This is a genomic window from Candidatus Nitrosopumilus sediminis (assembly GCF_000299395.1).
GTDB lineage: Archaea > Thermoproteota > Nitrososphaeria > Nitrososphaerales > Nitrosopumilaceae > Nitrosopumilus > Nitrosopumilus sediminis.
In genome coordinates this window covers 1605982-1618067 of record NC_018656.1, presented here as the reverse complement: position 1 = coordinate 1618067, position 12086 = coordinate 1605982, and the positions used below count along the sequence as shown (strand labels likewise).

Here is a 12086-nt window from a genome sequence, read left to right as displayed (position 1 = left end):
ATTTATCTTAATTTGACGTATTCGTAAGCACCTAATTTATTATCAAAACAGAATTTAACTTTCTGATAATCTTTTCTGAATGCTTTAACTTTTGAAAGTATTTTCTTTGGATCTTTTTTATCAATTACAACTTGTTTAATGTATGATGCAATCTCTTGCATCTCATTCTTTTTCATTCCTAGTCTTGTGATCTCAGAAACGCCTAACCTAATTCCACCTGGATGAAAATAATTTCTTCCAGCTTTGATATCTCCTGGAATCAATTGTCTGTTTACTATGATGTTTGCTTTTTCTAAATCAGATTCCACTTTTCCACCATCAGAATAATCTAAAACATTGACTGCAATTTGATGTGATTCTGTAAATCCCTTACTCTCTCCTAACACTTTGAATCCCATATCACTCAATGCCTCTGCAAATATTTTGGCATTTTTGATTACTGCAGTAGCATAATCTTTACCGAACTCTAAAGCTTCAGCAAATGCAACTGCTTTTCCTGCCATATGATGAATATGATGACTACTTGTAAGTCCGGGAAAAGTTGCTTTTTTAATAACCTCTTCATGCTCTTTTGAACCCAATACAAGTCCTCCTTGAGGCCCAAACAAAGTCTTGTGAGTGCTCATAGTCATGGTGTCTGCTCCTTCTCGAAGAGGATCTTGGAATTTTCCTCCTGCTATTAACCCCGCAACATGTGCTGCATCATAATTGATATGCATACCATAACTTTTTAGAAAATCTGACAATTCTTTGACAGGATGAGGAAATAAAAACAACGAACCACCAAACATTGCCATTTTTGGTAAGCGATTTTCTTTTTTGAGATCTTTCACTTTTTGTTTTGTTTTATCTACATCAATTGTCATTTCCTCTGCATCAAATGGATAGAATTCAATTTCTAATCCGTGAACTAAACCAGCAGTTCCAAAATGTTCCTTTTTTCCATGTGAAATATGTCCACCTGCTGGAATTGAAGGTGCCAACATAATATCTCCTGGATTTGTAAATGCAGAATATACTGCCAAATTTGCAACAACTCCTGAGATTGGTCTGACATCAGCAAATTTTGCTTTGTATAATTTCTTGGCTAATTTCATACATTCAAACTCTACATCATCAATGTAGACACAACCAGCATAGACTCTTTCTCCAGGCCATCCTTCAGCATACCTGTTTCCAAAATCAGAAATTATTGCTTCTCTGACTGCAGGACTAGGAATATTCTCACTTGCAATTAACGGAATTGAATTTTCAAACCACTTGTGATGTTCCTTTAATTTTGTAAATATTTTATCATAAGATTCTCTATTTTGAGATTTTGCCATATTTTGCGTCTTGATTTTCCCAATTTAAAAACACCGATATCATTTTAAAATTGCCGATCCTGATCTGGAAGGTATAAAAGGGGAATCTGGAGTTTTGGCATCTATGGGAATGCAAGCAACTTCAAAGGGAAATATGCCTGTTGTTTTGCTAAAAGAAGGCGGTTCTGAAACTAAAGGACGAGAAGCCCAAAAAAATAACATTGCTGCAGCTAAAATTATCGCAGAAATTGTTCATACCAGCCTTGGCCCAAGAGGCATGGATAAAATGCTAGTTGACTCTTTAGGTGACGTTACAATTACTAATGATGGTGCAACCATCCTAAAAGAAATTGATGTTCAACATCCAGCAGCAAAAATGCTAGTTGAAATCTCAAAAACTACCGATAATGAGGTTGGAGATGGCACAACATCTGCTGTTATCTTAGCAGGAGCACTACTTTCACAAGCTGAATCATTAATTGATCAAGATGTACATCCAACAATTATTGTTGATGGATATAGAAAAGCTGCAAGAAAAGCAAAAGAATACCTAGAAGAAATTGCAGATACAATTACAGCAAACGATAAAACTATTCTAAATAAAATTGCCAAAACCTCAATGCAAACTAAACTTGTTAGAAAAGACTCTGATCTTCTTGCAGATATTATTGTAAAATCTGTACTTGCTGTTTCAGAAAAAACTGGCGAAACTTTTGATGTTGATATTGATGATATTAAAGTAGAAAAGAAAGCCGGAGGCTCTATCAAAGACTCAATGATTATACAGGGTATCGTTCTTGATAAAGAAATTGTTCATGGTGGCATGCCTAGAAAAATTACTGATGCAAAAATTGCATTAATTAACACTGCATTAGAAATTAGTAAGACTGAAACTGATGCAAAAATTAACATTTCAAATCCTCAACAACTGAAATCATTTCTAGATGAAGAAAATAGAATGCTAAAAACAATGGTTGACAAAGTCATTGGGTCTGGTGCAAATGTTGTTTTGTGTCAAAAAGGATTAGATGACATGGCACAACATTATCTAGCAAAAGCTGGAATTATTGCTGTTAGAAGAATCAAAGAAAGTGATCTTACAAAACTTGCAAAAGCAACTGGTGCTAGAATAGTAACTAATCTTGATGATCTTTTTGAAAAAGATCTTGGTTCTGCTGATGTTGTTGAAGAGAAAAAAATTGAAGAAGATAAATGGGTATTTGTAGAAGGATGTAAACATCCAAAATCTGTAACATTACTTCTTCGTGCAGGTTCACAAAGAGTAGTTGATGAAGTTGAACGCTCTGTACATGATGCTTTAATGGTCGTAAAGGATGTAATTTTAAAACCTGAAATTGTCGCAGGTGGCGGTGCCCCCGAAACATATGCAGCAACAAAAATTCGAGGCTGGGCAAAATCTTTGGAAGGTAGAGAACAACTTGCAGCAGAAAAATTCGCTGATGCATTAGAAGAAATCCCAATGGCACTTGCTGATAATGCTGGAATGGATCCAATTGATACGCTTACACTTCTTCGTTCAAAACAACAGAAAGGAGAAAAATGGACTGGAATTGATGTCATGAAAGCAAAGATCGGTAATATGAAATCAAGTGATATTATTGAACCACTTGCAGTTAAACTTCAAATTGTTTCTGCTGCTGCTGAGGCTGCATGTATGATTCTTAGAATAGATGATGTTATTGCTACTCAGAAATCTGCTGGTGGACCACCTGGTGGTGAAGGTGGAATGCCTGGAATGGGTGGAATGCCTGGAATGGGTGGAATGCCTGGAATGGGTGGAATGCCTGACATGGGCGGAATGATGTAAATTATTTTGAAATTTTCAAAACTTTAATTGCTAATCAAAATTACGAACAACAGTGAATCAAGTAACATCTAAAGCACTTACTGGCTTCAAATACATTTACCTAATTGCATTTTTTGCATTACTTGCAGGATTTTTTCATCCCTTAATTACTAACACGAGTTTTGATGGAGTGATTATTGGTGTATTGATACTATTTGTAGGACTCGCAGGGGGAGTTTTACTATACAAAGCTGCAACATCTGAAAGTAAAAGAGCAATATTTCTTGGAGGTGGATTTGCTTTAATGTCTATTTCATTATATTATATTTTTCAATTAACTGGAAGAACCTAAACATCAAAGTAAAGATAAAATTCATGTGGATGTGGTCTGATTGCAATCTCACGTTGATCTCTTCTTTCTAATTCTATGATTTTGTCAATTACATCATTTGTGTAAATTGTATTAAGGAATTTTCTATCACTTTCTAACTCGTCCAATGCTTCACCAAGACTTTTTGGAAGAACTCCAATTCCTCTCTTGTTTCTATCTGATTTTGTCATTTTGAAAATATCATCACGAACTTGATCTCCCGGATCCATCTTTTTCTTAATTCCATCCATTCCTGCTGCTGTTACAGCTGCAAATACAAGATATGGATTTGATGAAGGATCTGGTGCTCTAAATTCAAGTCTTTTAAGATTAGCATAATTTTTGCCTTTGAGATGTTTTGGAACTCTGACTATTGCAGAACGATTACCAGAACTCCAAGCAATATATGCAGGAGCTTCATATCCAGGTACTAACCTATGATATGAGTTTGTTGTTGGATTACCAATTGCTGATAGTGCTTTTGCATGATTAATTATACCACCACAGAAATATCTTCCAACTTGACTTAATTCAATTTCGTCATCTGGATCATAAAATGCATTTTCAGTTCCTTTCCATAAACTAACATTCACATGCATACCAGATCCAGAATCCATCGCAATTGGTTTTGGCATCATAGTTGCAACCTTTCCATATTTTTGTGCAACATTTCTAATTACATACTTGTAAGATTGTGCAGCATCTGCAGCATTTGTCATATGATCATATTTGATATCTATTTCACATTGTCCTGCAGTTGCAACTTCATGATGATGATTATCACATAAGATACCAAAATTTTTGTTTAAAATATTTACACATTCATTTCTGTAAGGTGTAAGAGTATCTGCTGGAGTGCTTGGATAATAGCCTTCTTGTAGTCCCATTGGATATCCATCCCCTGATTGACTCCATGGAGCTTCTTTTGATTCGATTGAATATGATTGGCCCTTGTAAGGTGTTAAAACATCCCAATGTACTTTATCAAATACAAAGAATTCTACTTCTGGACCCCATGTACTAAAATCAAATCCTTGAGTTTTGATATATTGTTCAGCTTTCTGAGAAATTCCTCTAGGATCTCTTGATAATCGTCCTCTGTCTTCACCCCAATAAACATCACATAGAAGTCTAGCAGTTTTATTTTCAGTTAACCAAGGAATTATTGCAAATGTGTTTGGGTCTGGTTTTAAAAGTAAATCTGAATCATCAATACTAGCAAATCCAATAATTGATGAACCATCTAACTTTGGTAATCCATCTCGCATCTGTTCGGGAGTAAATGTATTTGCTGAAATTGTAGTATGGTGGAAATGACCTGTCAGGCCAGTAAATTGTAGATCGATAAATTGAATTCCTTCATGTTGAATTCTTGAAAAAACTTCATCAGGTGAATATGTTACTTGGATTGCTTTTCCATGACTGACTTTATATGGCAATTTATTCTTCAATCAAACACAAATACATCAGCCATTTAAGGATTAGGTAAGAAATGTCAGAAGAAAATCAAATTGATATGGTCTCATTACATCACACAGTTTTACGTGAAACAGAAAGTGATTCACTTTTAGAAATTGATCCAAACTTTTACAGAAATCTTGCTGATTTTATTGGAAATTTACAAAAACAAGAATTTGATGGTGTAGAAAATAAAATTAAAGATACTATGGTAGAAATGGTTACAGAGCTGACATCATTATTAATAGAAATTAGATTAGATAAAATTTCAAATTCTTCTGATTTAGAAATAAGTAATCTATTAGATGAAGAAAAATTCATTCTAGATTCTCAAGAAGAACAGAAAGAAAGAACAGAAATGATTCTTTCAGCTACAATAAATGGAAAATCAAAATTTTTAGAATCATTAGCTCAAAGTCACAAAACTAAAAAAATTGTAATTAGATTTCTTAACGAAGTTGATGAAATAGTTGGTGCTGATCTTGAAAAATATGGACCTTTTAAAACTGAAGATATAGCTACAATTCCTTATGAAAATGCTCAGGCTTTAATTGCCAAAAATATTGCAACTAAGGTTCATTTAGAAGATTAGATAGAAATTATACCCTTTATCATCGTAATACATGTCTCATACAGGTGTTGATGTGATTGATTTTCTTTTTTACACAATTTATCCTGTAATTGGAATTTTTGTGGTAGAAGCTATTAGCAGAGTGATAAAAGCTCCAAAATGGATAAAATTATGGACACAAGCAATTGTCTCTATAGGTTTTGGAGTTTACTATTGGTTTATTCTACCTGCACCTCAAAATTTTCCGTTAACTGCTATGGTAATGTTTGCACTTGCTATTGCCTTAATTTATCAAGGAAGACGTGCAAAAATTTCTCCTGACAAAAGTCCATACTAATTTTAAAATCTTCCAAAAATTCGTTTTAAGATGTTTGGCTTGTTACGTCCACCATCTCGAATAACTTTTTTTTCACCAAATCTTTTTGCTCTAATTTGACTAAGTTTTACACATCTATGTTCCTCAGGAAGTCTATGTTCTGCACAAAAAGGATCTTTACAATAATTGCATTGAAATGGCAAATCTGTTAAATCTCCACAATATGCACATTTTTCTGATTGCATATTTTCAATTATAATTTTTCTTTTAATAAAGGTGCCAGTTTTTATTCTTAAAATTTCTTAATGGATAAACATTTTTACGATGTTCAAATTTACATTTTTTGAGATATCAAATGATTAAAGATAAAATTGCAATAATTACTGGAGCTAGTAGTGGTATAGGATTTGCCACTGCCATAGCCCTATCAAAAGCAGGAGCAAAAGTTGCAATTGGTGCTAGAAGAGTTGACCGTTTAGAAGATCTTGCAAAAAAAATCTCTTCTGATGGCGGTGAGGTATTTTATCAAAAATTAGATGTAACACAAAGATCTGAATGTGAAAATTTTGCCAAAGCCGTTTTGGATAAATGGGGTTCTATTGATATTCTTGTGAATAATGCAGGATTGATGCCGTTGAGTTTCTTCAAAAGCCTCAAGGTTGATGAATGGGATAAAATGATTGATGTGAATATCAAAGGCGTATTGTATTCCACAGGCGCCGTAATTTCTCATATGAAAGAAAAAAAATCTGGTCATATAGTTAATCTTTCATCTGTAGCTGGAAGAATTGTTTTTCCTGCTGGTAGTGTTTATTGTGCAACGAAACATGCAGTTGCCGCATTTAGTGAGGGATTAAGACAGGAATTTAGTGTTCGTTCAAACATTAGAGTCACTAGTATTGAACCAGGAGTTGTTGCAACAGAACTTAATGATACCATCACTGATGAATCCTTACAAGGATTCATAGAAAATGCAAAAAAGATGGAATCTTTACAGGCAGAAGACATTGCAAATGCAATTTTGTATGCAGTTAATTCACCATCACATGTAAACGTAAATGAAATTCTAATTCGGCCTACAACACAAGAACGCTAAATTGACAAACATTCCACATGTTGTAATTTTAGGAGGAGGCTTTGGTGGACTTTCAGCTGCAAATGAATTAAGAAACACACTATCATCTTCTCAAGTAAAAATTACTGTTGTAGATAAAAAAGACTGGTTCATGGTAGGATTTGCAAAATTGTGGATCATTAATGGGACACGTACTTTTGAAAATTCTATTGGTTCATTAAATGAATTAGGAAAAAAGGAAATTAATTTCATTAAAGATGAAATTTTATCAATAAATCTTGAGAACAAAAATATAAAAACTAAATCCCATGAAATCTCTTTTGATTTTCTAATAATTTCAATGGGGGCAGTATTAGATCCTCAAAAAATACCTGGATTAGTAGAAAATGGATTCAATCTTTATGATCATAAACAGCTTTCTGAAATTCATGATAAACTTGCAACGATGAAATCTGGAAAAATTGCAATATCTATTATGGGGATGCCTTACAAATGTCCCCCAGCGCCATTTGAGGCTAGTTTACTTATAGATTCTATGCTAAGAAAACGTGGTGTACGTAATTCTATTCAAATTGATTTTTACAGTCCTGCTCCAATTACATTACCTGCAGCTGGATCTGAAGTTAGTAAACAAATTCTTGAACTAATAAATTCTGAAAAAATTGTTTTTCATAATTCATCTAAAATAAAATCTGTTGAATCTAAAAAACTAATTTTTGAAAACAGTGAAGCTGATTTTGATTTACTTTTAGCTGTACCCCCACACATTGCTCCAAAAGTAATTTATGATTCTGGATTAGCTAAAAATTCCGGATTTATTCCAATAAATAGAGACTGTAAAACACCATTTGAAAATATTTTTGCAGTAGGTGATGTAACTAGTTTAACTGTTGGAGAAAATATGACCGTTCCAAAAGCTGGAATTTTTGCAGAAGGAGAAGGAATTACAGTTGCAAAAAATATTATCTCAAAAATTCAATCCAAAAATGATTCTGCATTATTTGATGGAAAAGGTGGATGTTTTATTGAATCAGGCAGGGATACTGCATCTATAATTGAAGTTGATATGTTTACTAATGAAAAACCAACTACAAATCTTACAGAATCTACACCAGATAATCTATCTAAAAAAGTTGAATTTGAAAAAGAAAGACTCTCAAAATGGTTATGAATTATTCTTCTGAATCTTTATTTTTTGAAAGATGCTCTAGAATTGCTTTAACTTCTAAACTCAAATTTTCTGTATTTGAAAGATTGAGTTTTTCAGGAATTCTATTCTTAAAATCTTCATCCCCCAATTCTATATTTCTTCTTTGAATACAATCAAGATGATCTTCATTAGTAGCAGAAATTTTATGACAAATATTGCACAGTTTCATTACTTTTGTTTATCAATACGACGATTTAATAATTTCATTTAGTGCCTCTGTAGCGAGGGATCGTAGTCTAGCTTGGTATGATACTAGTCTGGGGGACTAGTGGTCGCAGGTTCAAATCCTGCTGATCCCATTATAATTTTAAAACTTTGAGTAGTTTTTCAAAGTTTTCTAATGTCTTTTCTTGTTTGTATGATTTTAAAGCATCAATGATTTTCTCTTTAGATGAGTTTTTGTAAATTTTTTGAGCCTTTTTAGAAATTCCTGATCCAATAAAAAAGGCTTGAGTAATTGATGTGACATTTGATGGTCTTCTCTTTGTGCTAGAACTTTCAAAATCAATCAGAGAAACTTTTGTTTTACCTACAATTACGTGCTTTGAAATATTACTTAATTCACCATGGTCTAATCCTATTTGATCTAATCTATAACAATCTTCTAAAACACTTTTTATTATAGATTTTAATTTTTTTGCACTACCAGTTCCTTTCAACATTTCTATCCATCTGCTAAATTTTTCTCCTTCAAGATATTCCATAACTAAGAAATTTTTACTTACATCAATAACTTTTGGGCCGACTTTAACTGAATTTACTAATCTTAACAATATCGCCTCATTTTTCATATCTTTTCTTTGTGAATCAGTTCTTCTTATTTTTAGAGCAATCTCTTTGTTACCTTTTTTTGCAAGTACCACAACACCAACATACCCTTTTCCTAAAATTGCTAGATTACCAAGTGTAGTAGGACCTGTTAAAGAAATTGATTTTATTTTTAATCTTGCTAATTCATTAATTCTTGATTTAATTTGACGATTAGTTGCATTTGGATATCCTAAAATGTTTGAGTATGGTTCCTCTGTAAATTTTTTAATTGAAATAAAGGAGTGTGCCATCTACTGAAATCAACTCAGATGCTTCCTCTTTAATTGATTTGCTTAAAGTTTTATTTCCTACAAACACCTTGAAACCTCGTCTAAAATCATTTTGAAGACCTTTTGGTATGCCTATCTGAAGATTTTTTTTCAAAAATTCTTTCATAAAACTTACTGCATCAACATGTTTTCTTTTTTCTAATGCAATTATTTTTCTTTCATTTCCAACCCACACTAGGTCTGCATTTCTAAGATTTTTAGAAATAAAACTATGGGTACTATCATCCCTAAAAAATTCTGGTCCTGTCTTTTGATATATCCCACTTATTTTTGTAGACTCTAAAAAGAAAAAGAGATAGGCTTCTTTTTGTTGATCCGTGTAAGATTTGCTTCTAAATACTGTAAATCCTTCTAATTCTAACTGTGTAGACAATGTTGACGTTGCTCTTTTAATCTGTCCCCAGATAATGTCTGGGCTTCTAGCTCTAAAATCAAATTTGACTACTAGTAAATTATTCCAAAATTTATTTGATATTTTTGATTTTTTATTCTTAAAAAATTCTAGACTTGGTTTTTCTTTTAGTGCTCTGGAAATGAGAATAAACTTTCCAATATTTTCATCTGAAATGGCAGCAGCTAAGTTCCTGTTACTGTCAATTGGATCAATTACCACAATTGATGTATCAAATGATTTTGATGTTTTTCCAATAATTTGATTTTCTTTAATCTTTGAAATTGATTTAACGAGATTTTCAAAACTTCCAAATTCTAAAATCAAAACTTCTGAAATATATCCACTAAATCCCTGTTTTGCAATTTCTGCACCATAAATTCCATTTGACTTTAGAAATGTCTTTAGAACTCTTACCTCATTTTTCATTTTTGATGTCAATGATTTTTTCATAAATTTTGTATGAAATGAAGATCTATCAGCAGCACTTTTCCATTCTCCAATTTTTACATCATAAAATGGTACTATGTTTATTTTTGTGTTCTTAATTTTTGCCTCAACATAAGGATGTTGAGAATATCTTACATACGGAGAATATTTTTTTAATGAATTAAATCCAATTTCCTGTGAAATTTTTTCAAATTTCTCTTCAGATACATTTTTCTTGAATTTAATGAAAATATCAATATCTGCTTCTTTAGATAACCATGTATCTTTAGCAAATGATCCTCCAAACTCTAATCCTATTACTTCAGAATATTTTGTAATTTCTTTTTTTACTAGATTAAAAGCTGTTTCTGCTATTTGCTCTTTTGATCTCCTTATTGTTTTTGGCGGAATTACAGATTTGGAAACTTTGGAAATTATTTGCTTCATTTTTTAGCAGGTACCTCCACTAAAGCTGAATAAATTGGCCCGTTTGAAGTAAGTTCACTTTTCTTCAATTTAATATTGAGCACCTTTTGTATTCCAAAATTCACTGTTTTTCTATTTTCCAATTCTTTTGTTATATCTCCAATCTTCTTTTTAATTCTAAATACTGTGATATGAGGTTTGAATGGTTTATCAGGAAAAAACCCTAATGGTTCTAATGCCTTTTTCACTTTTTTGGACAATTGGACAAGCATACTTCCGCCATGTTCATCTGTACCTATCCAAATAACTCTAGGCGATTGAGGCTTAGGAAAAGCTCCTACTCCTTTGAGTATTATATCAAAACCTGAAAACTCTATTTTTTGAAGCGATTGAATTATTTTTTGACTCATTTCTTCCGAAACTTCCCCTATGAATTGTAAAGTAAAATGAAAATTTCTTGACCCAACAGGCTTTGCATCAATCTTTACTTCGTTTTGAAATTTTTCAATCGAATTAATCACTTCATTATTTGTAATTTCAATTGCAACAAAAACACGCATCATAACATTTTTTGAATAATGTTTATAATTATTTCCGGTAACTTCATAGACGAGCGTTATTTTTGGTATATGTTGAATAAACTAATTGTGTGCTTAACAGGAATGCCAGGCGCTGGCAAGTCTACAATTGCTGATGGACTCAAAACTAAAGGATATGAAATTATCAATATGGGTAATGCTGTAAGAGAAGAGGCAAAAAAGCGAAATTTAGAACCCGGTCGAGAAAATCTTGGAAAATTAATGCTTGAGCTTAGAGAAAAAAATGGACCTGGTGCAATTGCAGAATTAGTTAAACCACAAATTGAATCTTCTACATCTAATGTAATTTTAATAGATGGAGTAAGATCAAATGATGAAATTGAAGTGCTAAAAAAATTTGGCACTGTAAAATTATTAGCAATTCATGCGTCAACTGATACTAGATTTGATTTTTTACAAAAGAGAGGAAGATCCGATGATCCACAAACAAAAGAACATTTTGAAGAAAGAGATAATCGTGAATTAGGTGTTGGTATAAGTAATTCAATCGCATTGTCTGATTATGCAATTTCAAATATAGGTTTGACAAAAGAAGAATTAATTGAACAAACATTTAAAATTATTCAAAGTTGGATAAAATGAAAATTCCAAATATCCATTGTAAAATTGAAATGATATGCCCAGTAAATCTATCTGAAGATCCAGAAAAAGTTAAACAAGCAATTTCTAATATTTTTCCATTTTCAGAAATAAAAAATGAAAATTTTTCAATTAAAGCTCAATCAAAAGAATTAAGATCTTTGGAAAAAATTTATGAAACAATTTTCTCAACTCAATCTCAAAAAAGTTACACACGCAATTTAGAAAATAATCTAGAAGATGATAGTACTTGGTTTTTTCTTAACAAACAAGCAGCTTTTGTTGAAAAAGTAGCTATTTGTGACGAAGCAGAAGAATCTCCACTAGGACCAATTAAAGTTACTTTAACTTCATCAAATATTGATGAAATTATTGATTGGATAGCTTTTCCAAATTGATAAAAATTAGCTAAGAAAATTCACTCCTTTTTGACTATTTTTTTTAGTTTGAA

Annotated in this window: 15 protein-coding genes and 1 tRNA gene; 9 read left to right on the top strand and 7 right to left on the bottom strand. The window is 32.0% G+C overall.

Features of this window, described 5'->3' with window-relative positions:
* Positions 1-2: 2 nt before the first annotated feature.
* The gene (locus NSED_RS09630; protein WP_014966074.1) at positions 3-1325 is read right to left on the bottom strand and encodes a serine hydroxymethyltransferase; all 1323 of its coding nucleotides are present in this window, start codon (positions 1323-1325) and stop codon (positions 3-5) included.
* 103 nt (positions 1326-1428) lie between these two features.
* On the opposite strand from NSED_RS09630, the gene thsB reads away from it, so the two are divergent.
* Together thsB and NSED_RS09620 are read left to right on the top strand one after the other, a co-directional pair.
* On the top strand, positions 1429-3132 hold the full coding sequence (thsB, locus tag NSED_RS09625; RefSeq protein ID WP_014966073.1) for a thermosome subunit beta: 1704 nt from the start codon (positions 1429-1431) through the stop codon (positions 3130-3132).
* A 52-nt stretch (positions 3133-3184) separates the two neighbouring features.
* The gene (locus tag NSED_RS09620; protein WP_014966072.1) at positions 3185-3463 is read left to right on the top strand and encodes a hypothetical protein; all 279 of its coding nucleotides are present in this window, start codon (positions 3185-3187) and stop codon (positions 3461-3463) included.
* Here the strand turns inward: NSED_RS09620 and glnA are convergent.
* Positions 3460-4920 (bottom strand): type I glutamate--ammonia ligase, encoded by a 1461-nt coding sequence (gene glnA, locus NSED_RS09615; protein ID WP_014966071.1) that lies wholly within the window; start codon positions 4918-4920, stop codon positions 3460-3462. The genes NSED_RS09620 and glnA overlap by 4 nt on opposite strands.
* A gap of 53 nt (positions 4921-4973) precedes the next feature.
* On the opposite strand from glnA, the gene NSED_RS09610 reads away from it, so the two are divergent.
* Together NSED_RS09610 and NSED_RS09605 are read left to right on the top strand one after the other, a co-directional pair.
* Positions 4974-5531: a DNA replication complex subunit Gins51 gene (locus NSED_RS09610; RefSeq protein ID WP_014966070.1), complete on the top strand. Its 558-nt coding sequence runs from the start codon at positions 4974-4976 to the stop codon at positions 5529-5531.
* Positions 5532-5562: 31 nt separating this feature from the next.
* Positions 5563-5847: a hypothetical protein gene (locus NSED_RS09605; protein WP_014966069.1), complete on the top strand. Its 285-nt coding sequence runs from the start codon at positions 5563-5565 to the stop codon at positions 5845-5847.
* Between the two features lie 2 nt (positions 5848-5849).
* On the opposite strand, the gene NSED_RS09600 is transcribed toward NSED_RS09605, so the two are convergent.
* Positions 5850-6071 (bottom strand): AN1-type zinc finger domain-containing protein, encoded by a 222-nt coding sequence (locus tag NSED_RS09600; protein ID WP_014966068.1) that lies wholly within the window; start codon positions 6069-6071, stop codon positions 5850-5852.
* Between the two features lie 110 nt (positions 6072-6181).
* Here NSED_RS09600 and NSED_RS09595 point away from each other — a divergent pair, with 110 nt between their 5' ends.
* Entirely contained in the window at positions 6182-6922 is a 741-nt protein-coding gene (locus tag NSED_RS09595; RefSeq protein WP_016940133.1) for an SDR family oxidoreductase, read from the top strand.
* A gap of 1 nt (position 6923) precedes the next feature.
* Positions 6924-8072 carry an NAD(P)/FAD-dependent oxidoreductase gene (locus NSED_RS09590; RefSeq protein WP_014966066.1) on the top strand — a complete coding sequence of 383 codons (1149 nt, stop codon included), beginning with the start codon at positions 6924-6926 and terminating at the stop codon, positions 8070-8072.
* 1 nt (position 8073) lies between these two features.
* Here the strand turns inward: NSED_RS09590 and NSED_RS09585 are convergent, their stop codons facing one another.
* Positions 8074-8280 carry a hypothetical protein gene (locus tag NSED_RS09585; RefSeq protein WP_014966065.1) on the bottom strand — a complete coding sequence of 69 codons (207 nt, stop codon included), beginning with the start codon at positions 8278-8280 and terminating at the stop codon, positions 8074-8076.
* A 56-nt stretch (positions 8281-8336) separates the two neighbouring features.
* Between NSED_RS09585 and NSED_RS09580 the strand changes: the two genes are divergently transcribed.
* Positions 8337-8410 (top strand) — tRNA-Pro (locus NSED_RS09580).
* On the opposite strand, the gene NSED_RS09575 is transcribed toward NSED_RS09580, so the two are convergent.
* From NSED_RS09575 to thpR, 3 genes are read right to left on the bottom strand one after another with little or no spacing between them, the layout of a single operon-like run.
* Positions 8411-9172, bottom strand: a complete 762-nt coding sequence (locus tag NSED_RS09575; protein ID WP_014966064.1) for an RIO1 family regulatory kinase/ATPase domain-containing protein — start codon at positions 9170-9172, stop codon at positions 8411-8413. It abuts the tRNA gene before it with no gap.
* A complete protein-coding gene (gene cca, locus NSED_RS09570; RefSeq protein ID WP_014966063.1) occupies positions 9147-10478 on the bottom strand; it encodes a CCA tRNA nucleotidyltransferase in 1332 nt (443 codons plus the stop codon). Before cca ends, NSED_RS09575 begins: the two co-directional genes overlap by 26 nt.
* The gene (thpR, locus tag NSED_RS09565) at positions 10475-11017 is read right to left on the bottom strand and encodes an RNA 2',3'-cyclic phosphodiesterase (protein ID WP_014966062.1); all 543 of its coding nucleotides are present in this window, start codon (positions 11015-11017) and stop codon (positions 10475-10477) included. Before thpR ends, cca begins: the two co-directional genes overlap by 4 nt.
* A 69-nt stretch (positions 11018-11086) precedes the next feature.
* Here thpR and NSED_RS09560 point away from each other — a divergent pair, with 69 nt between their 5' ends.
* Both NSED_RS09560 and NSED_RS09555 read left to right on the top strand, forming a co-directional pair.
* Positions 11087-11638 carry an AAA family ATPase gene (locus tag NSED_RS09560; RefSeq protein WP_014966061.1) on the top strand — a complete coding sequence of 184 codons (552 nt, stop codon included), beginning with the start codon at positions 11087-11089 and terminating at the stop codon, positions 11636-11638.
* Positions 11635-12033, top strand: coding sequence for an RNA-binding domain-containing protein (locus NSED_RS09555; RefSeq protein ID WP_014966060.1), 399 nt, complete (start codon positions 11635-11637; stop codon positions 12031-12033). Before NSED_RS09560 ends, NSED_RS09555 begins: the two co-directional genes overlap by 4 nt.
* The last annotated feature ends 53 nt before the right edge of the window (positions 12034-12086 follow it).